The organism is Mycobacterium asiaticum DSM 44297 (assembly GCF_000613245.1).
Classification (GTDB): Bacteria; Actinomycetota; Actinomycetes; order Mycobacteriales; family Mycobacteriaceae; genus Mycobacterium; species Mycobacterium asiaticum.
The window spans coordinates 327,931-353,469 of sequence record NZ_HG964939.1; the positions used below are offsets into that span (position 1 = coordinate 327,931).

Consider the following 25,539-nt stretch of genomic DNA (forward strand, 5'->3'; position numbering starts at 1 on the left):
ATGTCGTCCCGATCGGTGCCGGCGGCGAGCTCGGCAGCGACCAAACCACGCAGCCGGCGCAGTCGGGTGGGTGCGGCGCGCCGTCGACGCACCTCGCCGTACAGCGGATGCGCAAGGCGCACTTGGACACCGCCGTCTGATGGCTCGAGTGTGATCAGGGCACGTGTGTCGGCCTCCTCGATGGCCGCCGGCTCGACCAGACGTCTCAGACAAACCAATTCGACTGGTTCCGCCACCGCTACCGCGTCGATGACATCGCTCAGCGCTCTCGGCAGGGCTCCGATGCGACACTCGATCAGCTCAACCAGGCCCGGAGGCATTTCCGGCTCGCCGATCCACCGCCAATATCCGCGGTGTTGTGCGAGTCGACCGTCGGCGACTGCTTGTTCGACGATGTTGCGCAGGTACAACGTATTGCCCCGAGTGAGCTCCCAAAGCCGTTGATTTGCAGTGGGTTCCACCGGCCCCGCCAAGACGGCCGAAAGCAGCGCCCCGGATTGGTCGAGGGTCAACGGTTGCAGGTCTAGCCGGTCGAATTGGCCACCGGTCCATATCTCCTGTGCTGCGGCGGAGATAGGGTCGCCATCGCGGGCGGTGAGTATCACCTTCGCCGCGCCTCGCTGCACGATCTGGTGCAAGACGAAGATCGACAAATCGTCGAGCAGGTGCACGTCGTCAACGGCCAGCACCACGGTGACGCCGGGAGGGGCGGCAGTCAGCGCGTCGATCACTCCGCGCAGCAGCGGCAGGGTGCCGCTCACCCCCGGGGGCGCCCAGGCGGTAAAAGCCCCCAGCGGAATCGCCCGTGCAGTTGATGTGCCAACGACCCAACGGCCTTCGCATCCCCGGGCGACGGCCGCCGCCAATGCGTCCCGAGCGATCCGACTCTTACCCACGCCGGCTACGCCGAAAATAATGACCCCGGCAACGTCCGAGGCCGCGAGCGCGGCCTCGATGATCTCGATTTCCTTCGAGCGGCCCACCAGTGGCCACGACAAGCGCACGTGAGCAGCGTACTGGCGATCACCTTAAGTGCTGGGCAGATCGCGGCGAAACGACCAACGGCCGCTATCCAGGAATCATCCCGATGGCCTGCAAAACGATTGCCGCGAATAACGCATTCCCAAGCGCAGCAAGTAGAGCCAGAAGTATCGGGGCATACACGTAGGTTCGCAGGGGGCCAGGTACGAAAGATATCCAGGATTCCGACCAGACCAGGTACGCGGCCAACGCGTTGAGAATAGCGTTCTGCCCCTGTTGAAAAAATGCCTCGAAGCCCTGTAGCAACGCGCCGTTGACACTTTCGGCGCTGGCGTAGGACACCGCGCTTGCACTCAGAGTTTGGGCGAAGTTTTGCTGAAACGCTGCGGCCTGCCCAGCCGCCGCGAAATAGTCCTCGGCGTGGCCGGAGAATAGGTGCGCGATATTCACCGACACCTCGTCGGCGGCCGCCGGGGTCACTGCAAGAGTCCTAGGCGCTGTTGCGAGATGAGCCGCCTCGACCGTATCCGCCAGAGTTTCCAGATCCGCGACCGCAGCGGCCACCACATCGGGCGCAACTTTCACGTGAGACACATTCGTCCCCTCCCAACTGTCCAGGCGAGAACCGGCAAGCAGATCGCCGGCACCTTGAGGGTGGCCCGAATCTACGGTGGGGACAGCAGTAAGTGCCTACTTAATCCGATCCGATTTCGCCATGGCCCGGATTATGGCACTTTTACTCGACCTTGACCGGGCGTTGAATATTCTCCCCGACGATTGCGGACGTGGTTACTCTTCAAGACGTGGAACTGGGGGTTTTGGGACCTCTCCAAGTTCGGCAACGCGGCGCGCCGGTCTCGATACCCGGCGCCAAGCCGCGGGCCCTGCTCACCATGCTCGGCCTGCACGGCGGCTCGGTGGTTTCGGCTGAAGCGCTCGCCGAGATGCTATGGGGTGAAAATCCCCCGCGCACCGCCGCGAAGGCCCTGCAAACGCACATCTCCCTATTGCGCCGCATTTTGGGCGACGGCTTCGTCTTGACGGAGGGGGCGGGATGGGTTCTGCTGGGCAGCGAGATCGACGCCGTACGGCACCGAGCGGCCGCGCGGAAGGGACGCGAGGCCGTCGCCGCCGGTGAGGTTCGCCAAGCGGTTACCTACTTTGATGAGGCCGTGGCGCTGTGGCGCGCAATCCCTGAACTGCCCGATAGCCCACGGGGGGCGGCCGAGAAGACGCGATGGATCGAGGCCCACGCCGCACTGGTGGAGGACCGTGCCGATGCGCTACTCGCGACCGGCCGCGCCGCAGAGATCATCGGTGAGCTCGAGGCCGCGGTAGCGGAAGCGCCACTGCGCGAAAGTCGTTGGGCACAGCTGATGTTGGCGCTGTACCGCGCCGGCCGGCAGGGCGAAGCCCTTGGCGCCTTCCAGAGGGCGCGCGTGCTGCTGGCCGACGAGTTGGGGGTCGACCCCGGGCCCAACCTGCGGCGCCTCGAAGCAGCGATCGTTGCTCAGGATCCCGGTTTGGAAATCCCCGCAGCGCAGAACCCGTCGGCGGTGACGCGAACGGTCACGTTCCTGCTGACCGACATCGAAGGGTCGACCGCTGCCTGGGAGGCAGAACCGGATGCAATGGCACTAGCACTGGCGCGACACGATGAACTGGTCAAACAAGTCGTCACCGCACGCGGCGGGCGTTTGATCAAGACCCGTGGCGAGGGCGATGCCACGTTCTCGGTGTTCGACCGCCCATCAGCGGCGGCATCCGCCGCGATCGAACTGCAAGAAGCAATCGCCCACGAGCCGTGGGCGCTGGCCGAACCCATGCGGATCCGGGTGGCGTTGCACACCGGAGAAGTCGAACTCCGTGACGGCGACTATTTCGGGCGGGCGGTTAACCGCGCCGCCCGACTGCGGTCGCTGGCGGTTGGCGGTCAGATCCTGTGCTCGGGAGCCAGCGCCGAGCTCGTCGTCGACTCATTGACCGATGACGTCACGCTGACCGATTTGGGTATGCGCCAATTGCGGAATCTTGCCCGCCCGGAGCACGTCTTCGAGCTCCGATTGGACGTCGAACGTCCCGACACAACCATCCCTGAAACGCCGATAGATCGGCCACCGCTGCCATCGGTATTGGTCGGACCCGGCCCATTCGTCGGCCGGGGCCCAGAACTCGAGCGGCTCCTTGCTGCATGGCAGTCCGCTGGCACGAACGCGGTGCTGATCGCCGGCGAACCGGGCGTCGGCAAGACGCGGCTAGCCGGCGAATGGTCCCAACGAGCCCATGGTCAGGGAGCGATCGTGCTCTACGGACGTTGTGACGAGGACCTCGGCGCCCCCTACCAGCCATTTGCGGAATCCCTGCGTTCCCTGGTGCCGTGCGTCGGCGCCGGCCGGCTGCGGGGATTGCGCGGCGTGGAAGCGCTACTCTCCTTGGTCCCCGGTTTGCCCGACGTCCTACCGGATCTGGCGTCGCCGGCCCGCGCGGATCCCGACACGGAACGGTACGCGCTCTTCGACGCCGTCGTCGCATTACTCGAAACAGCTTCGACCGCTTCGCCCGTCGTGCTGGTGCTGGACGACCTGCATTGGGCGGCCAAACCGACGCTGCTCCTGTTACGGCATCTGCTGCGCTTCGGCGACCGAGCTCGGGTGCAGGTCGTGGGCACCTACCGCAGCACCGACCTGGACCGCTCCCACCCGTTGGCGGCGATGCTGGCTGATCTGCACCGCGACGGTACCGCGGACCGCGTGCAGCTCAACGGGCTTGACGAACACGACGTGACCGCCTACGTCGTTGAGGCCGGTTACGACGACGAAGAACTGGCCCACGCTTTGGCATCGGTCACGGGCGGAAACCCGTTCTTCCTGATCGAGGCGCTGCGCCACGTCGACGAAAGTGACGGCGTCTGGGATCAGAGCACCCTGCCGCAGGGCGTGCGAGAGGCGGTGAGTCGCAGGCTGTCTCGGCTCTCGCCGGAGGCGAACAAGGCCCTCGCGGCGGCCGCCGTGGTCGGTAGTCGGTTCGCGCTGGATCTGGTCGAGGAAGTGATCGGCAGCGACCTCGTCGACGCGTTCGATGAGGCGCGTCAAGCCGGACTCGTGGTCGAGGAGCACGGCGGCCGTTACCGTTTCAACCACGCTATCGTCCGCCAGTCGCTGCTGGCCGAACTCGCGTCGGTACGGCGTATGCGGCTACACCAACGGATCGCCACCACGCTGGAGAACCTGCCCGGCGCCAAGGACGAGCTACTGGCGGAACTGGCGCACCACTACTTCGAGTGCGCCTGGGCCGGCAACGCGCGCAAGGCAGTCGAATACTGCCGACGAGCCGCAGACCAAGCGATGGCGCGCCTGGCCTACGAAGGGGCGGCCGATTTGTACGACCGCGCTCTGCACGCGTTGGAAGAGCTCGATTACGAACTTCCCGACCGGGCAGATCAGGCCGCCGAGCTACTTGTGGCCCGCTGCGAAGCCTTGCTCGCCGCGGGTGACGTTACCTCGGCTGCCGGCGCTGTCTCGCAATTGCATAGGACGACAGTCGATTCGCCCAAATTGCGAGCCTGGGCAACGTGTTTTGACGGCCAACTGTCGATGTTGGTCCATCCCGACCGGCTCGACGAAATCGAGGTGGCGTTGCGTGCCGCCGCCGAAGAGCTCGCCGGCTTGGATGATGCCGCCGGTGAAGCCAAGGCGCACACCGTTCGCGCCGGATGCCTGGCGCGCCTTGGCCGCATCGGCGACTGCGAGGCCGCACTGGACGAGGCGCTGACCGCGGCACGACGGGCGCGTGAACACCGCCGGGTGAACGCGGTTCTGGCCGGTGCACCGCTCGCAGCGCTCTGGGGACCGAACCCGGTGTCGCGCGCTGGTGGCCGATGCCTCGACGTGGTGCGGCTGTTGCGTATCACCACCGATTCGCCCTCCGTCGAGGCCACCTCTACGCGGTGTCAGGCCGTGCTGGAGGCCTTCCGCGGCCGCGCGGCTGCGGCCCGACGGATGATCGACTCGGCCAGGCGCACGGTCACCGAACTCGGCTTGCGCCACGCGCTGCTTGAAGTCGAACAGTTCGCCGGCATCGTCGAGCTCGTCGCCGACAATGCCGCCGGCGCCGAGCCGCACCTTCGCCAGGCCTACAACGGCTTCCGGCGAATGCACCTCGATGCGGACACCGCCGAAACGGCGGCGCTGCTCGGACGGACCTGCCTGATGCTCGACCGAGACGCCGAGGCGGACGCTTTGTGCGTCGAGAGTGAACGTCTCGCGGGCCATGCACTCAAGCCCTCGATTGCGTGGCGCACGCTGCGTGGACACTTGTTGTCACGCCGTCACGAACATGTCGAGGCCCGTCAGGTCGCCGAGGATGCGGTCCGCCTCGCCGAGCGCACCGACCTGCTGGTCGACCATGCCGACGCATGCCTGGGACTGGCAACGGTTTCCGACGCCGCCGGTGATGCCGCGCGGGCACGGGCCGCCGCCACGCAAGCGGAGAGCCTCTACGAACAGAAAGGGGCGGCGGTACTGGCCGAGAAGGCGCGCGCGTTCCTGGGCCAGCGCGTCGCTCAACCGTCGACGACCGCACTGGATCAGTCCAGGTCCGGACTTGGTGCGGCACAAGACTCTTCGGCGGACATTCAACCATCGAAGTTGGAGAACCTGGCGGGCCTGGTGAGCCGGCGCGTCGCCTCGCGCATCGTCGCTGGCGATTGGGCTGCCCTCGCCGAAACGCTGGCAACGGACATCATGCAGGATGACCGGCGGACAGTGGTTGGTGCGGGGCTGCGACGGGGCCGTGATGCGGTGATTGCCGAGATCATGGTTGTGGCTAATGCCGGGGTGAAGAGCATGGTGACCGACATCATCGCGGTGCGCGGGGCGCGGCTTGTATTGAATCGCGTCCGGTCTTCGTTCGGAGACGAACATCCGGGTGCATTCGGCATCGACGTGCTTGACGTGGTGGAGGTGAACACCGACGAAAAGGTGACTGCACGTGTGGTTTTCGACCTCGAGAACTTCGATGCAGCGGTCGCTGAACTCGATCGCAGGTATTTGTCCGGCGAAGCCTCCGCACACGCCCATACCTGGGCGGTGATCACGACCGGGCCCGCTGCGCTCAACCGAGGAGAGACACCCGCGACCATGACGAAGTGCGTCAGCGTGGACCACCGCCGAGGTGCGGCGTTCGCCCCCGGCGACTTGATCCCGTTCATCAGCGATGCGGTCAACCACGACCGCAACGTACGGCTCTACCCGGAGGCGGTACATCGACTCACTGACCGGGGAGCGGTGTGCACCCATGTGGCACATTCCGTTTCGTCGCAGGGCTTCGACGCCGAGTGGCGCAGCGTCGACCTGCAAACCGTCGACGGCGATCGGGTCAGCCGCTTCGAGATCTTCGACGAGGCGGACCTCGACGTCGCGCTTGCCATGTTTGATCAACTCGGGCATGAGTCGGTGCGACTTCAAAACGCGGCAAGCATGGCAATTGACCGCTTCTTTGCGCATTTCCAGGATCGCAATTGGGCAGCAATCGGCGAGATGCTGACCGACGACAGCCTTCTCGTTCATCGCCATGACCTCAAGAATTCCGGCTTGTGGGCCGGCCGCGACGCCGTCATCGCGAACCTGATGCCCTTGGCCGAGGGGGCACCAATAACGACGGACGTGATTGCCACCCGTGGCGAACGCCTGGTTCTCACCAGGTGCTGTTCACCCAACCGGGATCCGCGGCACGATAAGTCGAGCGTCGAGATGCTCCTCGTCGCCGAGATCGACGCCGACGAGCGTATTGCGGCGCAGATCGTATTCGATCCCGACGGCTTCGACGCGGCCTTACAAGAGCTCGAAACGCGGTACCTGGCCGGCGAAGCGGCCCCTTATGCCGACACATGGCGCGTCATCACGGGTAGCTATGCGTCGATCGGCCTCGACGAATTCCCTCCCCTCACAACCGATGTAATGTCGGTCGATCATCGGAGAGTGACAGCGTTCCCGCCTGGACAGATGGTCGCGTACATACAGGCCGTACATCGGCTGAGCAGTCTTGGCGCGGTGGTCTGCCATACGGCCCACGGGACTTCACGCGATGGCTTGGAAGGTGAGTGGCGAGAGGTTGTTCTCTCAATAGTTGACGGTGAAATGGTAAATCGTTGCGAGCTATTCGACGAAATCGACCTCGATGCTGCACTCGCCACATTCGACGAACTGCAACCACATCGGCAACCGCAGAATTGCGCAAGCCGAACCGCCAAGCGGTACCTGGAACACATTGCGACAGGAGATATCGACGCGATGGCGGAGATCATGATCGACGACATCTTCACCGACGATCGCCGCCGAGTCGTGGGCGCTGGTATCCGACAGGGCAAGCACGCGCTGTTCGCGGATATGCGGACCATCGCAAGCATGCCCGCCATGGATATGACGTCGACTGTCGTCGCAACGCGCGGAAGCCACCTCGCGCTTTTGCGGGCAAGCTACTCGGGCCGCAAGTCGGGCGCCGAAGCCTTCCTATCGGAGGTGCTCGGAGTTTTCCAAATCGACGATGACGCGCAACTTGTCGCGGCCGTGTCATTCGACGTCGACGACATCGATGCCGCCTTCACCGAGCTCGACGCCCGCTACCTCGCAGGTGAGGCGGCTGAGCACGCACACACGTGGTCGCTCGTCACCAATTGCGTTGCCACACTGAGCCGCCACGAGCTGCCAGGGACTTCAGCGGACTTCATGAATCTTGACCACCGTCACGGCACGACGTTCGCGCCGGGTGAATTGATCAACTATCTCCAGTCCGCATTGACCCTGATGCCAGAGCTCACGTTCTACATCGAGTCGGTGCATCGCCTTAGCGACCTCGGAGCGGTGATCACGTATGCGGCGCATGGGACGTCGGTCGCGGGTTTCGACGCCGAATGGCGGTCGGTCGCCGTCCTCGCTTTCGACGGTGATCTACTCTGCCGAGCAGAGGTGTTCGATGATGCCGGCCTCGACGGCGCTCTCGCGAGGTTCGACGAATTGCACTCCCGGCCAAGGCTGCCGGACAATGCCGCCAGCCGGTTGGCCGAGAGATTCCGCACCAGCTTCGTAACCCGCAACTGGGCTGCAATGGCCGAACTGCTGTCCGAAGACATCTGCACCGACGATCGTCGTCAGGTGATTGGCGCCGAAAGTCAGCGAGGCCGAGATGTAGTGATGCGGCAGATGGCTTCCGGATACACTGACCTCGGGAATGGACGGGCCCCGTCCGATGTCGGCGTCACTAATATGGCGTCAACGCTCATCGCCACCCGCGGAAATCATCTCGCTTTAAGTCGATCTCGGATGTCGGGCCGCGATCAGGGAGCCGACGCCTTCCACACCAATCTCCTGCACATCGTCGAAACCAACGACGACGGCCAGATTGCAGCGCTCGCAATATTTGATCACGACGACATCGGTGCGGCCCTAGCGGAACTCGACGCGCGTTACCTCGCTGGCGAAGCGGCCGCTCAGGCGCATACGTGGTCGGTCATCGCTCGGACATATGCGATCCTCAACCGGCGTGAAATCCCGGTGGTGGCTCCTGACTGCTTAGAGGTCGACCATCGCTCACTCAGCATGATCGGGCCCAATAATCTAACGGCTTACTTGAAAGCCACGTTTGAGCAGTTGACGAACACCACCGTTTACATCGAGGCCGTTCACAAGATGACCGACATCGGTGCGGTAATCACCCATATTGCCAAAGGGACTTCTCGCGAAGGCTTCGATGGCGAGTGGCGGATGCTTGTCGTCTTTACTGCAAATGACGGCCTGATCACCAGCTGCGAAATGTTCGATGAAACAGACCTCGACGCAGCGTTAGCCCGGTTTGCGGAGCTGCAGCCGCCGACCCCGCAACTCCAGAACGCAGCAAGTCGGGTAAATGACCGCCTCGCAGCATGTTTCGCCGCTCGCGACTGGGCCGCAGCGGCACAGACGATGACCGAAAACATCCGGATGGAGGATCGCCAGCGGGTGGTGAACTCCGGGATCCGGCAAGGCCGAAATACTGTGATCGCGGATATGCAGGCGACAGCGGACCTCGGGACAAGAGTTGTCACCACGGCCGTCCTTGCCACCCGAGGGCAGCGCCTCATCCTCGGACGCGCGCATTACTCGGGTCGCAATCAGGGGGCGGACGCCTTCTTCACCGAGGTGCTCGGCGTCCTGGAAATCGACGCGGCCGAGCGGATCGTTGCGGTAGTCACCTTCAGCCTCGACGACATGGACGCCGCGTTCGCAGAACTCGACGCGCGGTACCTCGCAGGCGAAGCTGCCGCCCACGCGCACACCTGGTCGTTAATTGCACGCGAGTGCACCGATTTCAACCGGCGCGAACAACCCGCGGCGGATTGGACCATGGTCGACCACCGCAAACTTGCCATCATCGAAGCCGCGGATCTGCCGGCAGCCGTGCGCGGCATTTGGGACGTCACGCCAGACCTAGTCATACGTATCGAGGCGGTGCACCGAATCAGCGACATCGGGGCGGTCGTCACGTATAGGGCGCAGGGGACCTCGGCAGAGGGCGTCGACGCCGAATGGCACATCATCAACCTCCTCGGCGTCAAAGCGGGGCGGATCGATCGCTGCGAAATCTTCGACGAGGCAGGCCTCGACACCGCCCTGGCCCGTTTCGACGAGCTCACGGCTCGGCAGGCGAGCTCGGTCCCTGATACCGGATGAAGGCCGGCGCAATCAGCGCCGCCAACACCACCCCGACCACAACGAGCAGCCCACCACCGGCCGCGGCCGCCGAAGTACCGACGACCGCAGCGGCGGCTCCGTGCAGTGTGTCGGCCAGCCGGGGCCCGCCGCCGACCACCACAGCGAACACGCCTTGCAGCCGTCCGATGACGTCGTCGGAGGCCGCCGTCTGCAAGATCGTGGACCGGAACGCTGCGGACACCATGTCCGCTGCGCCGCCAAATGCCAAAAACGCCAACGCAATCCAGAGCATCGGGCCCGCGCGGCCGTGCGCCATCCCGCTGACCACTCCAAAACCCACCATCGCCAGGCCCCACGCCACGATCGCGACAACGATGGTCAGGCCCTGCCGTCGGATCCTGGGCAGCCAGCCGGAGAACACCCCACCGACGACCGCGCCGACGGCGATGGCCGCCGACAATAGCGCCATCGCCGAGCCGCCTTCGATCGGACCACCGAAGCTCTGGTGCGCCATCTGGGGGAACAACGCGCGCGGCATGCCCAGAATCATGGCGATCAGATCGACGACGAACGACATCAACACCACCGTGTTACCGGTCAGGTAGCGGAAGCCCTCCAGCACCGCACCGATCCCCCACCGTCGCCTGTCGTCGGACGCCACGGCAGGCATCGGCGTCAGCCGGACGGTCGCCCAGATCGGCAACAGGCATGTCAGCGCGTCGAGCAGGTACAGCGTGGACAGGTCCACCCAGTTCAGCAGCACACCGGCCAGCAACGGGCCGGCGATTGCACCGAACTGGCCCACGGTCATGTTCAGCGCGTTAGCGGCCGGCAATTGCTCACCGGACACCATGCGCGGGATCGCCGCGGAGCGCGCCGGTGAATTGACCGCGAAGAACGCCTGCTGGACCGCCAGCAGACAGAGCACTGCCCAGACGTTGTTCACGGCCAGCACGGCTTGCAACCACAACAGCAGGGACGCCACCGCTAGCCCGCAGGAGGCGACGATCAACAGCGACCGCCGATCCATCGCGTCCGCCCAGGCACCGCCCAGTAGGCCGAACACCACCAGCGGAAGCAGCGAGAACAAGCCGGCCAGACCGACGTAACCGGAGTTCTGGGTCAACGCGTAGATCTGCACGGGAACGGCGAAAATCGTCAGGTTCGCACCGATGACAGTCGGGATTCCGGCGACCCAAAGCCGGCGGAAATCGGGTGTGCGCAGCGGAGTGGTATCCGCGAAGACAGACATCCCCGACGAGCGTAGTGGCCGACCGACGGTCAGGGCTGCAGGCGCTCCACCTGGCCGCCGACAACGCGAATCCGGTTGTGCACCCGGTCTTCCCGCCCCTGCCAGAACTCCACGACCTCGGGGGCGATCAGATAGCCGCCCCAGTTCGGCGGGACGGGCACCTGCTCGGAGTCGGCGAAGCGAGCGGTCACCTCGGCCAGTTGCTCAAGCAGTGCCGCCCGCGAGGCGATCGGCCGGGATTGGTGTGAAGCCCAGGCACCCAGCTGCGAACCACGCGGGCGCTTGGACCAGTAATCCTCGGTGACCTGACGATCCACCCGGCTCACCGGTCCCCGGATATGGATCTGACGGCCGAGCAGATACCACGGAAACGTAGCCGAGGCGTACGGCGTCGCCGCCAACTCGAGCCCCTTCGCGGAGTCGTAGTTGGTGAAGAAGGTGATGCCGGTTTCGTCCGCGTTCTTGCACAGCACCGAGCGGCTGACGGGTCTGCCCTCGGCGACGGTGGCCAGCACCATGGCGTTGGGTTCGGCGATGCCGGCCCGCTCAGCATCGGCCATCCAGGCCCGGAACAAGGCAAGCCAGCCGTCGGCGAGCCAGTCCGCGTCGAGGTCGGGACTGCCGTCTTTCTCGACGGATCCGTACTCAACCCGCATCCCGGCCAGGTGCCGCACGTCAGGTCCCGTCACCGTCCCCACGCTACTCGGCGGCCGGTTACCGGCCGGTAGCAGAGGCCCCAGGGGCGGGTGCAACAATCTGCCCATGACTGTGGTCCCGGAGGATTTTGTCCCAGGCCTGGAAGGCGTGGTGGCCTTCACCACCAAAATCGCCGAACCCGACAAGGACGGCGGCGCGTTGCGCTATCGGGGCGTCGACATCGAGGACTTGATCGGTCGCGGTGTCACGTTCGGCGATGTGTGGGCGCTTTTGGTCGACGGTGATTTCGGTCGCGGCTTGCCGCCGGCCGAGCCGTTCCCGTTGCCGATCCACACCGGCGACGTGCGGGTCGATGTGCAGGCCGGCCTGGCCATGCTGGCGCCCATCTGGGGCTACAAGCCGTTGCTGGACACCAACGAACCCACCGCCCGCGACCAGCTCGCCCGCGCTTCGGTGATGGCCCTGTCCTATGTCGCGCAATCCGGACGCGGCATCTACCAGCCCGCAGTCCCGCAGCGCATGATCGACCAGTGCACCACCGTGACAGCACGTTTCATGACTCGCTGGAAAGGCGAGCCCGACCCCAAGCACATCGAGGCGATCGACGCCTACTGGGTGTCCGCGGCCGAACACGGGATGAACGCCTCAACCTTCACCGCACGGGTGATCGCCTCGACCGGAGCCGACGTGGCCGCGGCCCTGTCCGGGGCCATCGGGGCGATGAGCGGCCCGCTGCACGGCGGGGCTCCGGCACGTGTGCTGCCGATGATCGAAGAAGTCGAGCGCACCGACGATGCCCGCGGTCTGGTCAAGGGCATCCTGGACCGCAAAGAGAAGTTGATGGGCTTCGGGCATCGGGTCTATCGCGCCGAAGACCCGCGCGCCCGGGTGCTGCGGGCCACCGCCAAGCGGCTGGGCGCGCCCCGTTACGAGGTCGCTGCCGCCGTCGAGCAGGCCGCCCTGGCCGAGTTGCGGGAGCGGCGCCCAGACCGGGCGATCGAGACCAATGTCGAGTTCTGGGCCGCGGTCATCCTGGACTTCGCCGGCGTACCGGCCAGCATGATGCCGGCCATGTTCACCTGCGGCCGCACCGCCGGATGGTGCGCACACATCCTGGAACAGAAGCGCCTCGGCAAGCTGGTGCGCCCGTCGGCGATCTACGTCGGTCCGGGTCCGCGCAGCCCGGAGTCCGTCTCGGGCTGGGGCCACGTCGTCACTTCTGCGTAACCGCCGCCAGCGGCCGCTTGTACGTGCCAAACAGCCTGTCGCCGTAGGTCATTACCACCGATAGGTTGGTCGGCCGCTTCTCGGAATGATGCAGTTCGTGACCGGACGCCGCCGGCAGCAGCCAGCGCGGGTAGAGCTTCATGTCGTACCCGCTGTGCGTGATCACCATGGCGGTGGTGTTCAACACCGCGTAGGCGACCACCACCAGCGGGTGTGCCCCGACGAGCAACGGCGGAACGTAGAGGCACAGCATCACCATCAAACCCTCGGCGGGATGCACGACGAAGTTGGTCCAGATGGTCAGTGGCGACTGGACGCGATGATGCATGTAGTGCACCTTCTGGAAAACCCAGCGACTGCCATGCTCCAACCGGTGCCACCAATAGGTCAGGAATTCACCGATAATCATGAAGCAAACAAGCTGAGTGACGAACGCGACCAGAGTGGGTGCCGCGGTGGGAACTTCAGCCACCCATGGCCGAAACACGCGGTGCAGCACGAAGAATGCGACCGCGGCGCCGACATAGGTCGACATGATGCGCAGGCCGAGTTTCATAGCCGCTCGTGCCGAGATCCGTTGGTAGACAGCGACGTCGAATATCGAGTAGATGACGCCGGTTACCAGCACGACCGCGACGACGACGGGCAGAAAATACAACGGGAATTCGAAGAATCCCACCCCGAGGGTATCCCGCAACCAAGACCAAACGGGTTGCAGCGCTGTTTGATTCATTGTTCCTCCTGGTGGTCCCCGATCGGCAGCAGCCGCGCCGCGGCCAGCCGAAGCTCGGTGATGCATTGCTCCACGGTGATGTCACCGACCCCGAGCAGAGCTAGGTCGGCGAAGAAGACCCGCCCCAGTACCGTCAGCGCCGGGTCGAGGGACAACGAGGGTGGCACCTCGTCGACGGCACCGCCCACGAGGTCCAGGAACATCTGACGCACACCCATGCGGAACTGCTCGGCGACTGGGCCCTGGGCAAGCACCGAGGCCATGGTGGCGCGGACCATCGCCAGATCCGACGCCGCTTCCCGCACCACCTGCTCGATGGCCACGTCGATGGCCGCTGTCGGCTCGGCTGACGCAATCGCCTGCGGAATGCGCTGCGCCACCTGCTGCCCCCAGGCCAGGGCCGCTTCGCAGACCACGTGTTCCTTCGAGGCGAAATAGCGGTAGGTGGTGGCCCTGGATACGCCGGCCGCCCCGGCGATCTGCTCCATCCGCACTACTTCGTGACCGTGTTCGCGGATCAGCTGGCGTGCCGCCGCCAGAAGTCGCTCGCGCACATCTCGCTGCCGCGCGTCCAGCGTGCGGTGAATCGTCAGCGTCGTCCCGCTCACGCGAACTCCCTCCCAGATCGGAGATGGTTGATGAGACAGTTGTATCACCAATGACTGAGACGAATGTATCAGCAGCTATCTCGATGCACAATGCCCGGCCGGATTAGCGGCCAGCCGCCTGTCGGTGGGTGGGTTTACCGTCGGGGTGTACGGCCCAGCGCCGGCCCGCGATGAGAAATGCGGCCCGGCTCAGTCAGTACTCGTGAGCCCTGGGTGGGCGTTACCAACAACAGAGGAGTGATGATGGCCATCAACGTCGAACCTGCACTGTCCCCGCACCTCGTGGTCGACAATGCTGCGGCTGCGATCGACTTCTACGTCAAGGCGTTCGACGCAGTCGAGCTGGGCCGGGTGCCCGGCCCGGACGGTCGGCTCATCCATGCCGCGGTGCAAATCAACGGCTTCACGGTCATGCTGAACGACGACTTCCCGGAGATGTGCAGCGGCCAGTCGATGACGCCCAAGGCGCTCGGGGGCACACCGGTCACCATTCACCTCACCGTCACCGACGTCGAAACCAAGTTTCAACGGGCAATCGATGCTGGAGCCACCGTGGTTATGCCGCTGGAGGACCAGTTCTGGGGTGACCGCTACGGCGTGCTCGCCGATCCGTTCGGACACAACTGGTCGCTGGGTCAGCCGGTGCGTGAGGTCAGCATGGAGGAATTGCGAGAGGCGATGTCCGCCCAGGCCGGCTAGACCAGCTCGCGCAGCCGCGCCAGCAGGCGTCGTCGCTTGGACGGCGCCTGCGGGGCGGTGGCCGCGACGGCAAGCATCTCGGTGGGGTCGATGAACTTGTTGCGTGGGCGGCCGTCGATGTCGCCGCGCGCAACTTCGGCAGAGTCGATGGCGCGCCAGCCCGCGTAATCGACGACATCAGGCTGGCGGGCGGCGATCAGCTCGGCCAGCGCCGCCGGCTTGGCCACCGGGTCGGTCAGTTTGCCCGCGTTGAAGTCGGCCACCAGCGCTTGAACCGTCTCAAAGGAGCACGATTTGTTGGTGCCGATGAAGCCGGTCGGCCCGCGTTTGATCCAGCCGGCGACATAGGCGCCGGTGACCGGTTCACCGGTGCCTGGGTCGGTGACGCGGCCGCCGTCGTTGGGGACGACGGCTGCCGACTCGTCGAACGGTAGATCCCGAATAGCCTTGCCGCGATAGCCGATCGAGGTCAGCACCAAGCCGGCGGCGATCCGTTGCAGCTCGTCGGTGCCGGTGACCGAGAACTCCACCCCGGCGGTCCGCTGAGCACCCAGCACCCGCTGCGGCGTCAGTTCGAAGGCCAACCGGATGCGTGGCCGCGCCACCGGCGCCGAACCGTCGCCCAGCGTGCTGAGGATCTCCAGCTTCTTCTTGCACAACGGGTCTGACGCCGTCGCCAGGTCCCGACGCACCCGTTGGTGATCCTCGGGATCCAGCACGACCTCGGCGGCGCCCGTCAGTCCGATCAACTCGGGCAGGGTGAAGGCCGCGTGGGCCGGACCACGGCGGGCGGCGATCACCACCTCACGTACCGCCGACTTGCGGAATGCCTTAAGGGCGTGATCGGCAATGTCAGTGTGGGCCAGAGCATCTGGGTCGGCGGTCAGCATACGTGCAACATCGAGGGCGACGTTTCCGTTGCCGATCACCACGACCCGCTCGTGACTGAGATCGACCGCCAGTTGGGCGTAGTCCGGGTGCCCGTTGATCCACGCGACCAACTCGGTGGCCGTACCGGTGCCCGGCATGCCCATACCGTCGACTTGGAGCCGCCGGTCGTCGGGGGCGCCGACCGCGTACAGCACGGCGTGGTGATGAGCCAACAGCTCAGCGTGCGTCACGTGCTTACCGACCTCGACATTGAGGTAGAACCGGAAGCGGCGGTGGCCGGTCACCCGATCGAATAGCCGCGTGACCTGCTTGGTGTGCTGGTGATCGGGGGCGACCCCGGCGCGCACCAAACCGTAAGGCGTGGGCAGCTTTTCGAAGACATTAACTCGCACGCCGTGCTGAATGAGCAGCTCGTCGGCGGCATACATCGCCGCCGGACCCGAGCCGACAATAGCCACCGTCAGCGGATGCCGGTGCGGCCGCAGCTCCGCGGCCGGGATCACCGGTGCAAGCTTGGATGTCGGCGGCAACTTCACACCGGCCGGCCGCTCCGGGTAGAACGACGCATTGATATCAACGAACGGCAGTTGCTTGATGTCCAGTCGACTGTCGGGAACGATTGCGCCCACGGGGCAGGCGCTCACGCAGGCGCCGCAGTCGACACAAGCGACCGGATCGATGTAAAGCATCTCCGATGTGGCAAAGCCCGGTTCGTCCGGTGAGGGATGAATGCAATTGACCGGACACGCGAAGACGCAGGACCCGTCATTGCAGCACGACTGAGTTATCACGTGCGGCATGTGAACTAACCCTTCAAGGCCCGCAGGGGCCGGTTGACATTACGCCGCGCTGACCGGAGCCAGGTGTTGGCGCTGCGGCTCGCTGCGATAGCGCGACGGCTTGCCGTTGATCTTGCAGAGCCGCCACATCAGCCGAGCCGAGCGATTCTCCAGCAGCCCGGTGTCGTAGGCCAGCATGCGGACGTCGGAAAACATGTCGCGCAGCCACTTTCGTGATTCCGGCGACCGGAAGAAAAGCTCCTTCTTCACTGAGCGTGGGATGTCGAACTCCTCCCAGAAAGCCTTCGGCGGGATCAGAATCGCGTTGCACAGCATCCGCATCGTCAGCGGGAAGTACAGCGAAACCCAGAACCGCTGCCATTTGGTCAGGTGCGGCAACCGCTTCCGGAGGAACTCGTGGGCAAAGGAGATGTGTCGTGCCTCCTCGGCCACGTGAATGGCCATGACCCGCTCCATGATTGGGTGCAGCGACTTGCCCTCGCGCAGCACCTGCTTCTGAGTGTGGTCGATCGGCTCCTCGCCGGCGAGCACACCGATGAAGAACGCCACCGGCAGCGGACCAGCCACCAGCGGAACCATCGGCGAGACCCAGCGCAGCCGCCGTGGCATCCCCGGCACGTCGGCGCCCACGCGGTTCACCATCTCCTGGAACATCATGGTGTGGTTGCACTCTTCGACCGATTCATGCAGGCAGTATCGGTACTCCGGCGATCCGTTCGGCACCCAGAAGGTGTAGTTCATCAGTCCGCGGATCAGGATGGACTCGAAATGCAGCCCGACCTTGGCGACGTTGGCCTGCCGCCACATCCCGATCTTGATCTTCTTCTCGTCCGGCTGCGCCTGATACCACGGGTGCCGGCCTAGCGGGTCGGTCGCCGGCAGTATCCAGCGGGGGTCGTCGTCAGTGACCGCGAACTCGGGCGAATCCCAGTCGATGTCGGTGTACGGATTGAAGTTTCGTCGCACCGACCCCTCGGACAGCGTGGCGAGCATCTCCACGTACTCGGTGTCGTCCCGCACTTCCATGTTGCGGCGCCACCGTCGAACCATGCGCGTCCTGGCCATTCAAAGCCTCCCCACTGAGGTGTACATCGGACGGTTGAGAAATACGGTACCGGCGGTACTGGGAATTATCCAGGCCTCCAGCTGCTGCTGTGGCCTGCGCAGCATCTACCCATCGCGTGTGGCCCAGATCACAGCAGCGGCCCGTTCAGCTAGCGCGCAGCATGGCTCACTACCCTGATCACCATGGCTGACCAGCTCGAGATTCCCGCCGACCTGAAACCTCGCGATGGCCGCTTCGGCTGCGGCCCCTCGAAGGTGCGACCCGAACAGCTGCAAGCGCTGACCACCACCGCTGCCGAGCTGTTCGGCACCTCGCATCGGCAAGCGCCGGTGAAGAATCTGGTAGGACGGGTTCGCTCAGGCCTAGCTGAGCTGTTTTCGACGCCGGACGGCTACGAGGTGGTGCTGGGCAACGGCGGCGCGACCGCCTTCTGGGACGCGGCGGCATTCGGCCTGATCGACAAGCGATCGCTGCACCTGACCTACGGCGAATTCAGCTCCAAGTTCGCTTCGGGCGTGGCGAAGAACCCCTTCGTCGGCGACCCGATCATCGTCAAGGCGGACCCCGGCAGCGCGCCCGAACCGCAATCAGACCCGTCGGTCGACGTGATCGCGTGGGCTCACAACGAGACGTCGACCGGGGTCGCGGTACCGGTGCGCCGCCCCGCCGACTCCGGCGATGCGTTGGTCGTCATCGACGCCACGTCAGGTGCGGGTGGATTGCCGGTCGACATCACCGACGTCGACGCCTACTACTTCGCCCCGCAAAAGAATTTCGCCAGCGACGGCGGGCTGTGGCTGGCCGTCATGAGCCCAGCGGCGCTGGCCCGCGTCGAGGCCATCGCGGCGTCGGGGCGCTGGGTGCCGGACTTCTTGTCGTTGCCCGTCGCGATCGAGAACAGCGTGAAGAACCAGACCTACAACACGCCGGCGATCGCCACGCTGGCGCTGATGGCCGAGCAGGTCGACTGGCTGCTCAGCAACGGCGGCCTGGACTGGGCGGTCAAGCGCACCGCGGATTCGTCGCAGCGGTTGTATTCGTGGGCGGAGGAGCGGCCCTACACGACCCCGTTCGTCACCGACCCGGCGCTGCGCTCGCAGGTGGTGGGCACCATCGACTTCGTCGACGATGTCGACGCCGGGGCCGTCGCCAAGACGCTGCGGGCAAACGGCATCGTCGACACCGAGCCGTACCGCAAGCTGGGCCGCAACCAGTTGCGGATCGCGATGTTCCCGGCCGTCGACCCCGATGACATCAGCGCGCTCATCGCCTGCATCGACTGGGTAGTCGAGCGGCTTTAACCGGCCCGTTATCAGCCCGCAACCATCCAGCGTGTCAGCATCGGTTGCGGGGTTTGCTGCATTAAAGTGCGCACGTAATGGGTCCGGCGCTGATTGCTCGGAGCCTGCGAGGAGAAGCCATGCGGGAACTCAAAGTGGTTGGGCTCGACCCCGACGGCAAATACGTCCTCTGCGAGGGTGCCAGCTCGGCCGAGAAGTTCCGGTTGCCGTTCGACGATCGGCTGCGGGCGGTGCTGGCCGGCGAGCCGATCCCGCCGGAGCAACCGGCGCTGGACATCGTCGTCACAAACATGCTCAGTCCCAAGGAGATCCAAGCCAAGATCCGGGCCGGGGCTTCCGTCGAACAGGTGGCGGCCGCATCGGGATCAGACGTGTCCCGCATCCAGCGGTTCGCCAACCCGGTACTACTCGAACGTTTCCGCGCCGCCGAGCTCGCCACCGCGGCGCACCCCGTGCTGGCGGACGGACCGGCGGTGCTGACCCTGCTGGAAACGGTCACCGCGGCGCTGGTGGCCCGGGGCCTGAGCGGGGACAAGCTCAGCTGGGACGCCTGGCGCAACGAGGACAGCCGGTGGACGGTACAGCTGGGCTGGCAGGCTGGCCGGTCGGACAATGTGGCGCATTTCCGCTTCACCCCGGGCGCCCACGGCGGCACGGTCACCGCGATCGACGACGCCGCCAGCGAGCTGATCGACCCGGACTTCAAGCCCCGGCAACTGGCGCCGGTGGCACGGCTGGCCTTTGAAACCGCAGACGCGGTCGCGGAACCCGCACCGCCGGCCGCGCCCCCGGCACCGGCTGCACCCACCGCTCCCACTCCGCCGGCCGAGCAGCCCGCCAGCCGGCGCGGCAAGCCAGCTATCCCCGCGTGGGAGGACGTGCTGCTCGGGGTGCGCTCAAGCGGTCAGCGTTAGCCGCCCAACAACGTCAACGCGAGCAGGGCCAGCCACGCCCCAGCGACGCCGACCCCGGCGCCCAGCACTAACCACCGCAGCACCAATTTGTGTCGCCAGCCCCAGAACGTCGGCGCCAGTCCCCCGACCGCCACGACGTTCAGCCCCACCGCCAGCAGTGGGTGCACCCGGATCAGACCGAGACTCAACACCACGATCGCCGCGCCCGTGACCGCGGCGACGAAGCCGGCCACCGCCAAACCCGTTGCCCACGGGACGGACTCGTCGTTCACCACACCCGACCCTAACCCGTCGCCAGCGAGCGGGCCCGCTCGTAGAACGCGACCGCGGCCGCGGTCGCGACATTGAGCGAGTCGGTCCCACGCGACATCGGGATGCGTACCCGCATGTCGGCGATCCGCAGGACGGCCCTGGTCAGGCCCGGGCCCTCCGCGCCGACCAACAACGCGATGGGTTGGTCCCGTACGGCGGCCACCGCCTGCGGCAGATCCCGGGCGTCGCCCTGCGGGGTCATCGCCAGCAGCCGAAACCCGCGGTCTTGCAGCAGCGCAAGATCAGCGGGCCAATCGCCGGCCCGGGCATAGGGCACCAGCAAAGCGTGACCCATCGACACCCGTACGGCACGGCGGTAGAGCGGATCGGCGCAGCCGCTGCCGAACACCACGGCGTCCACCCCCAGGCCGGCGGCGTTGCGGAAGATCGAACCCAGATTCTCGTGGTCGTTGACGCCCTCGAGTACGGCGACAGTGTGGGCAGCCTCGACGACTTCGGTGACGCTGAGCTCCGGTACCCGGCTTGCGGAGGCCAACACACCCCTGTTGAGGTGAAATCCCACCGCCTGCGCCATCACCTCGGCCGAGGCCCGGAAGTAGGGCACTGATGTCCCTGCCAGGTCGTCCCGGAGCTCTTGCAGCCGGCGATCGGTGCCCAACAGCGCGCGCGGGGTGAACCGCGACGCGAGCATGCGCTGCACCACCAGCACACCCTCGGCAATCACCAGCCCCTTGCCGGTCGGCAGGTCGGGCCGTCGGTCGACGCTGTTCAGGTCTCGGAAATCGTCGAGGCGTGGGTCGTCGGGCTCGGTGACGTCCTGAACGTCGAGGTCGGGAGGAGGTGCGGTCACGGGCTTTCGTCGACCAAGGCCGAGATCAGGTCGGCCGCATTGCGCAGGATGTCGCGCTGCTCGTCGTTCAGGGTCGCCAACCGCTCGGCCAGCCATTCCTGCCGAGCCCGTCGGGCGGCTTTGACCAACTCAGCGCCCGATTCGGACACCGAAACCAGCACCTGCCGGCCATCGACGGGGTGCGGGGCGCGATCAACCAAACCCTCGTCGGCCAGCGACGCGATCACCCGCGTCATCGACGGCGGTCGAACCCGTTCGCGGATCGCCAGCGCACCGGGGGTCATAGCGCCTTCGTTGGCCAGCGTCGTCAACGCCGACAACTGCGACAACGACACGGGCGCCGACGGGTTGCGGAACCGGAGTTGACGGGCCAACCGCATGACCGCCAACGACAAATCGGCAGCTAACCGCGCATCGCTGTCAGGCACAGCGCGAGGTTACAACGGAAATTCCGAAACTTGGCTAAGAAACGGCGAACACCGCCGCTGTCAGCGCTACTGGGCATCAGGACCGCTGTCTTGCCGTTGCAGCGGCGGACTATCTTGAAACGCGATGAGTGACGAGCCCGCACCGGAACCGCCGCCATTGCCGCCTGCCCTGCTCGCGGTCTGGCCGGTCATCGCGGTCGGCGCGCTTGGTTGGCTGGTCGCTGTGGCTGCCGCGTTCCTGATACCGAGCCTGCAGACGTGGCGACCGGTGTCGATCGCCGGACTCGGAGTGGGCGTGCTGGGTACCAGCATCTTCGTTTGGCAGCTCGCCGCCGCCCGACGCGGAGCCCGCGGCGCGCAGTCCGGACTGGAAACCTATCTCGACAAAAAATGACATCCAGCAACGTAGGAGGTCGCATGGCAGCCCCGCTGCTTCAGGCATCGATCGATATCGACGCACCACCCGCGAAGGTCTGGGAGTTGATATCGGACCTGCAGCGCATGCCGCAGTGGAGCCCGCAGTGTCGCTGGCTGCGCCAATTCGGCCCATTGCGTACCGGCACGCGGACGCTGAACATGAACCGGCGCAACCGGTTGTTCTGGCCCACCACGAGCACGGTCGTGGAGGTGATCCCCGAGCAGAAGCTGGCATTCCGGGTGGACATCAACCGGACCATCTGGAGCTATGAACTTGAACCCAACGGCGAGGGCACTCGGGTGACCGAAAGCCGTCACGCCGAGAACGGAGTAAGCGCCTTCTCCAGCATGTCGGTCAACGCACTGATGGGCGGAACCGAAAGCTTCGAGCGCGAGTTGGTCGAGGGTATGAACGCGTCACTAGCGCGGATCAAGGCCGCCGCCGAGCAGAGTTAGTCGCCGGAGTCAGCAGGGTCGCCGGAGTCAACAGGCTCGGCAGCGTCAGCAGGCTTGGCAGCGTCGGCAGGCTCGGCAGCGTCGGCAGGCTTGGCAGCATCAGCGGCCTCGGTGGCGTCAGCAGCGTCAGCAGACTCAGCAGGTTCGGCAGCGTCAGCAGGCTCGACGGCGCCGGCCGGCTCAACGACCGGCCTGTCCACGACGTCCAGCACGCCGTCGTCGTACGGCTCGTACATCGGCGATCCGGTGCCCGCTGGCGCCGGGGTATCTGAGTGGGCACCGCAGCCATAGTGCTTGTCGACGACATGCCCGTCCGCGGACAGCTCATTCCCGCAAACCCCGAACATCGCACCCAGCGATCCGGCCAGCGGAAGGAAGAACCCACAATCGCGGCACACCCGCTTGGTCGAGCGCGACATCGCCGAGTGGGGACCGAAGTCGCCTTCATGCCATCGCTCGGCCGCATCGGCGCGGCCCCAGGCGCTCATTACCCAACGCCGGCCCAGGCCGATCTCGGCCGCGACCTCGTCGATCTCCGGGTCACCGCTGGCGGTGTAGCCGGGCACCAGTCGCGGGTCGTCCTTCGCGGGAGCCAACAGGTCGCCCGGGCTCAAGTCCCCGGCCCGCACGCGCTGCTCCCACGGCACCCATTCGGGCGCCAACAGCGCCGTCGGTCCCGGAATCAGCACCACTTCACTGATCGTGGCGCGGTCACCGCCGGCATACCCAGCGACGACGACGGCCCACTGCCAGCCCTGATAGCCCGGCACATGCGCCAGGAACCGATGGGTGGCGGCATTCGGGTCCTCATAGGTGACGCCCAAATAGTCCCCGACGGCGTCGGCTCCACTGAACTCGGCCACGGCAGCACGGGCCTGCTCGGCCGCACCGGTCAGCACGCCCGCCAGCTCGTCAGGCCACTCGGCCACCGTCACGGCGCCGCCCTCCTGGGCGGTCTCGTCACTGGGTCCGGTCACGGTCACAGCTTAACGTCACCGCACTCGTCACCCTTCCCTACTGCACCGCTCTTGCGAGAGACACGGAGGCCGAGCCACACCCGGTTTCCTCCGCAGCGAGGCGGCATAGGACAGAATTGAATGGTGTCCGCACGGCGAGGTGACCATCCGGGCCGAATGGCCCCACCGCCGGGCCGCCGACCCCCCAAAGGACCACCGAGGTCCTACCAAGAGCATCCAGGTATGGCGAACTACCCGGCCCAAGACGATCGCGACGCCGACTATCGGCGCCGCCGGCCCCCGCCGATGCCCAGCGCCAACCGCTACCTGCCCCCGCTGGGTGAGGACCCGCCGCCGGAGCATCCCAGCGAGCCGCCGCCACAGCGTGGCTACGCCAACGGTGAACGGATCACCGTCACCCGCGCCGCTGCCATGCGCAGCCGCGAAATGGGATCGCGGATGTACTGGATGGTGCAGCGCGCCGCCACCGCCGACGGCGCCGACAAGTCCGGGCTCACGGCGCTGACCTGGCCGGTGATGGCTAACTTCGCCGTCGACTCCGCGATGGCGGTGGCCTTGGCCAACACGCTGTTCTTCGCGGCGGCCAGCGGTGAGAGCAAATCCAAAGTCGCGCTGTACCTATTGATCACCATCGCACCGTTCGCCGTCATCGCGCCGCTGATCGGGCCGGCGCTGGACAAACTGCAGCATGGCCGGCGGGTAGCGCTCGCCCTGTCCTTCGCGCTGCGCACCGCATTGGCCTTGATCCTGGTCATGAACTACGACGGTGCCAGCGGCAGCTTCCCGCCCTGGGTGTTGTACCCCTGCGCGCTGGCCATGATGGTTTTCTCGAAGTCATTCAGCGTGCTGCGCAGCGCGGTGACGCCGCGGGTCATGCCGCCGAGCATCGACCTGGTCCGGGTCAATTCGCGGCTGACCGTCTTCGGCCTCCTCGGCGGCACCATCGCCGGCGGAGCGATCGCAGCCGGTGTCGAGTTCGCGTGCACCCATCTGTTCAAGCTGCCCGGCGCCCTGTTCGTCGTCGTCGGCATCACCATCGTCGGCGCTCTGCTGTCGATGCGGATTCCGAGCTGGGTGGAGGTGACCGCGGGCGAGGTACCGGCCACATTGAGCTATCACCGGCACAGCGACGCGGCACACCTCAGTTGGCAGGAGGAACCCAAGCAGGTCGGCGGCAAACTCCGGCAACCGTTGGGCCGCAACATCATCACCTCGCTGTGGGGCAACTGCACGATCAAGGTGATGGTCGGCTTCCTGTTTCTGTATCCGGCGTTCGTCGCCAAGGCCCATGACGCCGACGGCTGGGTGCAGCTGGCCATGCTCGGAATTATCGGCGCCGCCGCCGCCATCGGTAACTTTGCCGGCAATTTCGCCAGCGCCAGGCTCAAACTAGGCCGACCGGCCGTGCTGGTGGTGCGCTGCACGTTGGTGGTCACCGCGTTCGCGTTGGCCGCCGCGGTCGCCGGGAATCTGGTCGTCGCCGCCGTGGCCACCCTAATCACGTCCGGATCGAGTGCCATCGCCAAGGCCTCACTGGATGCCTCGCTGCAGCACGATCTGCCCGAGGAGTCACGCGCCTCCGGGTTCGGCCGATCGGAATCGACCCTGCAACTCGCCTGGGTGCTGGGCGGCGCGGTGGGGGTGTTGGTGTACACCGAGCTGTGGGTCGGGTTCACCGCGGTCAGCGCGCTGTTGATTCTCGGCTTGGCCCAGACGATCGTCAGTTTCCGGGGTGACTCGCTCATTCCTGGACTCGGCGGCAACCGGCCGGTGATGGTCGAGCAGGAGGGAGGGCGCCGCGGCGCTTCGACGACGAGCGCGATGCCACGGTGAAACGCTCTGGGGCCGTGCTGCTTACGGTCATTGCACTGGTGCTGGCCGTCGGCGCCGGGATCGGTACGTGGTTGGTGCTGCGGTCCTCCGGTCCGCACTGGCCGACGATCAGCGCCTACTCACACGGCCACTCCACGCGGGTTGGCCCCTACATGTACTGCAACGTGCTCAATCTCAACGACTGCCAAACTCCGCAGTCGCAGGGCGAACTCCGGGTCAGTGAGCGCTATCCGGTGCAGCTCTCGGTGCCCGACGCCATCGGCCGGGCCCCCTGGCGGTTGCTGCAGATCTACGACGATCCGACCAACACCGCGACCACCTTCTTTCGGCCCAATTCCCGCTTGGCTCTTACCATTCCGACTGTCGACCCGCATCGGGGACGGCTGGCGGGGCTGGTCGTGCAGCTGCTGACGCTGGTCGTCGACAACGGTGAACTACGCGAGGCTCCGCATGCGGAATGGTCGGTACGCCTGACGTTTTGACACCGGG

General features: G+C 65.9%; 20 protein-coding genes and 1 pseudogene. 9 read left to right on the forward strand and 12 right to left on the reverse strand.

Features of this window, described 5'->3' with window-relative positions; genetic code table 11:
- Both BN972_RS30690 and BN972_RS28610 read right to left on the reverse strand, forming a co-directional pair.
- A partial coding sequence (locus tag BN972_RS30690; protein WP_036365878.1) for an AAA family ATPase occupies positions 1-1,004 on the reverse strand: 1,004 nt, incomplete at its 3' end.
- A 64-nt stretch (positions 1,005-1,068) separates the two neighbouring features.
- Positions 1,069-1,566, reverse strand: a complete 498-nt coding sequence (locus BN972_RS28610; protein WP_235192587.1) for a PE family protein — start codon at positions 1,564-1,566, stop codon at positions 1,069-1,071.
- 218 nt (positions 1,567-1,784) lie between these two features.
- Between BN972_RS28610 and BN972_RS25470 the strand changes: the two genes are divergently transcribed.
- Positions 1,785-9,686, forward strand: coding sequence for a BTAD domain-containing putative transcriptional regulator (locus tag BN972_RS25470; RefSeq protein ID WP_036364569.1), 7,902 nt, complete (start codon positions 1,785-1,787; stop codon positions 9,684-9,686).
- Here BN972_RS25470 and BN972_RS25475 read toward each other — a convergent pair.
- Entirely contained in the window at positions 9,646-10,920 is a 1,275-nt protein-coding gene (locus BN972_RS25475) for an MFS transporter (protein ID WP_036364572.1), read from the reverse strand. The two genes, BN972_RS25470 and BN972_RS25475, sit on opposite strands and share 41 nt — an antisense overlap.
- A gap of 29 nt (positions 10,921-10,949) precedes the next feature.
- Positions 10,950-11,576 (reverse strand): pyridoxamine 5'-phosphate oxidase, encoded by a 627-nt coding sequence (gene pdxH / locus BN972_RS25480; RefSeq protein ID WP_080697235.1) that lies wholly within the window; start codon positions 11,574-11,576, stop codon positions 10,950-10,952.
- 106 nt (positions 11,577-11,682) lie between these two features.
- On the opposite strand from pdxH, the gene BN972_RS25485 reads away from it, so the two are divergent.
- Positions 11,683-12,804, forward strand: a complete 1,122-nt coding sequence (locus BN972_RS25485; protein WP_036364578.1) for a citrate synthase 2 — start codon at positions 11,683-11,685, stop codon at positions 12,802-12,804.
- Here the strand turns inward: BN972_RS25485 and BN972_RS25490 are convergent.
- Entirely contained in the window at positions 12,791-13,537 is a 747-nt protein-coding gene (locus tag BN972_RS25490; protein ID WP_158086297.1) for a sterol desaturase family protein, read from the reverse strand. The genes BN972_RS25485 and BN972_RS25490 overlap by 14 nt on opposite strands.
- Complete coding sequence (locus BN972_RS27915) at positions 13,534-14,145, reverse strand: TetR/AcrR family transcriptional regulator (protein WP_051545810.1); 612 nt, start codon at positions 14,143-14,145, stop codon at positions 13,534-13,536. Before BN972_RS27915 ends, BN972_RS25490 begins: the two co-directional genes overlap by 4 nt.
- Before the next feature lie 243 nt (positions 14,146-14,388).
- Here BN972_RS27915 and BN972_RS25500 point away from each other — a divergent pair, with 243 nt between their 5' ends.
- A complete protein-coding gene (locus BN972_RS25500; RefSeq protein ID WP_036365887.1) occupies positions 14,389-14,844 on the forward strand; it encodes a VOC family protein in 456 nt (151 codons plus the stop codon).
- Here the strand turns inward: BN972_RS25500 and BN972_RS25505 are convergent.
- Both BN972_RS25505 and BN972_RS25510 read right to left on the reverse strand, forming a co-directional pair.
- A complete protein-coding gene (locus tag BN972_RS25505; RefSeq protein ID WP_036364584.1) occupies positions 14,841-16,535 on the reverse strand; it encodes an FAD-dependent oxidoreductase in 1,695 nt (564 codons plus the stop codon). The genes BN972_RS25500 and BN972_RS25505 overlap by 4 nt on opposite strands.
- A 39-nt stretch (positions 16,536-16,574) precedes the next feature.
- Positions 16,575-17,600 (reverse strand): AurF N-oxygenase family protein, encoded by a 1,026-nt coding sequence (locus tag BN972_RS25510; RefSeq protein ID WP_036364586.1) that lies wholly within the window; start codon positions 17,598-17,600, stop codon positions 16,575-16,577.
- A gap of 183 nt (positions 17,601-17,783) precedes the next feature.
- On the opposite strand from BN972_RS25510, the gene serC reads away from it, so the two are divergent.
- Both serC and sepH read left to right on the forward strand, forming a co-directional pair.
- Positions 17,784-18,902 carry a phosphoserine transaminase gene (serC, locus tag BN972_RS25515; protein ID WP_036364588.1) on the forward strand — a complete coding sequence of 373 codons (1,119 nt, stop codon included), beginning with the start codon at positions 17,784-17,786 and terminating at the stop codon, positions 18,900-18,902.
- A 119-nt stretch (positions 18,903-19,021) separates the two neighbouring features.
- Positions 19,022-19,816 (forward strand): septation protein SepH, encoded by a 795-nt coding sequence (gene sepH, locus BN972_RS25520; protein WP_036365890.1) that lies wholly within the window; start codon positions 19,022-19,024, stop codon positions 19,814-19,816.
- Here sepH and BN972_RS25525 read toward each other — a convergent pair.
- Genes BN972_RS25525 through BN972_RS25535 form a run of 3 tightly spaced genes read right to left on the reverse strand, consistent with a single transcriptional unit; the run spans position 19,813 to position 21,367 of the window.
- The gene (locus BN972_RS25525; protein ID WP_036365893.1) at positions 19,813-20,088 is read right to left on the reverse strand and encodes a DUF2537 domain-containing protein; all 276 of its coding nucleotides are present in this window, start codon (positions 20,086-20,088) and stop codon (positions 19,813-19,815) included. The two genes, sepH and BN972_RS25525, sit on opposite strands and share 4 nt — an antisense overlap.
- A gap of 11 nt (positions 20,089-20,099) precedes the next feature.
- Positions 20,100-20,939 (reverse strand): TrmH family RNA methyltransferase, encoded by an 840-nt coding sequence (locus BN972_RS25530; protein WP_036364590.1) that lies wholly within the window; start codon positions 20,937-20,939, stop codon positions 20,100-20,102.
- Positions 20,936-21,367, reverse strand: coding sequence for an Rv0880 family HTH-type transcriptional regulator (locus BN972_RS25535; RefSeq protein WP_036364593.1), 432 nt, complete (start codon positions 21,365-21,367; stop codon positions 20,936-20,938). Before BN972_RS25535 ends, BN972_RS25530 begins: the two co-directional genes overlap by 4 nt.
- Positions 21,368-21,491: 124 nt before the next feature.
- On the opposite strand from BN972_RS25535, the gene BN972_RS25540 reads away from it, so the two are divergent.
- Both BN972_RS25540 and BN972_RS25545 read left to right on the forward strand, forming a co-directional pair.
- Positions 21,492-21,761 carry a DUF2530 domain-containing protein gene (locus BN972_RS25540; protein WP_036364596.1) on the forward strand — a complete coding sequence of 90 codons (270 nt, stop codon included), beginning with the start codon at positions 21,492-21,494 and terminating at the stop codon, positions 21,759-21,761.
- Positions 21,762-21,784: 23 nt separating this feature from the next.
- On the forward strand, positions 21,785-22,240 hold the full coding sequence (locus tag BN972_RS25545; protein ID WP_036364599.1) for an SRPBCC family protein: 456 nt from the start codon (positions 21,785-21,787) through the stop codon (positions 22,238-22,240).
- A gap of 188 nt (positions 22,241-22,428) precedes the next feature.
- Here the strand turns inward: BN972_RS25545 and BN972_RS25550 are convergent.
- Positions 22,429-23,217, reverse strand: a pseudogene (locus BN972_RS25550) (DUF3027 domain-containing protein); the annotation flags it as partial.
- A 156-nt stretch (positions 23,218-23,373) separates the two neighbouring features.
- Here BN972_RS25550 and BN972_RS25555 point away from each other — a divergent pair.
- Together BN972_RS25555 and BN972_RS25560 are read left to right on the forward strand one after the other, a co-directional pair.
- Complete coding sequence (locus tag BN972_RS25555; RefSeq protein ID WP_036364607.1) at positions 23,374-25,050, forward strand: MFS transporter; 1,677 nt, start codon at positions 23,374-23,376, stop codon at positions 25,048-25,050.
- Positions 25,047-25,532 carry a DUF2771 domain-containing protein gene (locus tag BN972_RS25560; RefSeq protein ID WP_036364609.1) on the forward strand — a complete coding sequence of 162 codons (486 nt, stop codon included), beginning with the start codon at positions 25,047-25,049 and terminating at the stop codon, positions 25,530-25,532. The genes BN972_RS25555 and BN972_RS25560 overlap by 4 nt, the downstream gene beginning before the upstream one ends.
- Positions 25,533-25,539: the final 7 nt, after the last annotated feature.

What these genes read in the sequence shown, in the direction of transcription:
- BN972_RS25475 (WP_036364572.1), bottom strand. Translation starts at nt 10,920, where the DNA reads ATGTCTGTCTTCGCGGATACCACTCCGCTGCGCACACCCGATTTCCGC.
- pdxH (WP_080697235.1), bottom strand. Translation starts at nt 11,576, where the DNA reads ATGCGGGTTGAGTACGGATCCGTCGAGAAAGACGGCAGTCCCGACCTC.
- BN972_RS25485 (WP_036364578.1), top strand. Translation starts at nt 11,683, where the DNA reads ATGACTGTGGTCCCGGAGGATTTTGTCCCAGGCCTGGAAGGCGTGGTG.
- BN972_RS25490 (WP_158086297.1), bottom strand. Translation starts at nt 13,537, where the DNA reads ATGAATCAAACAGCGCTGCAACCCGTTTGGTCTTGGTTGCGGGATACC.
- BN972_RS25500 (WP_036365887.1), top strand. Translation starts at nt 14,389, where the DNA reads ATGGCCATCAACGTCGAACCTGCACTGTCCCCGCACCTCGTGGTCGAC.
- BN972_RS25505 (WP_036364584.1), bottom strand. Translation starts at nt 16,535, where the DNA reads ATGCCGCACGTGATAACTCAGTCGTGCTGCAATGACGGGTCCTGCGTC.
- BN972_RS25510 (WP_036364586.1), bottom strand. Translation starts at nt 17,600, where the DNA reads ATGGCCAGGACGCGCATGGTTCGACGGTGGCGCCGCAACATGGAAGTG.
- serC (WP_036364588.1), top strand. Translation starts at nt 17,784, where the DNA reads ATGGCTGACCAGCTCGAGATTCCCGCCGACCTGAAACCTCGCGATGGC.
- sepH (WP_036365890.1), top strand. Translation starts at nt 19,022, where the DNA reads ATGCGGGAACTCAAAGTGGTTGGGCTCGACCCCGACGGCAAATACGTC.
- BN972_RS25540 (WP_036364596.1), top strand. Translation starts at nt 21,492, where the DNA reads ATGAGTGACGAGCCCGCACCGGAACCGCCGCCATTGCCGCCTGCCCTG.
- BN972_RS25545 (WP_036364599.1), top strand. Translation starts at nt 21,785, where the DNA reads ATGGCAGCCCCGCTGCTTCAGGCATCGATCGATATCGACGCACCACCC.
- BN972_RS25555 (WP_036364607.1), top strand. Translation starts at nt 23,374, where the DNA reads ATGGCCCCACCGCCGGGCCGCCGACCCCCCAAAGGACCACCGAGGTCC.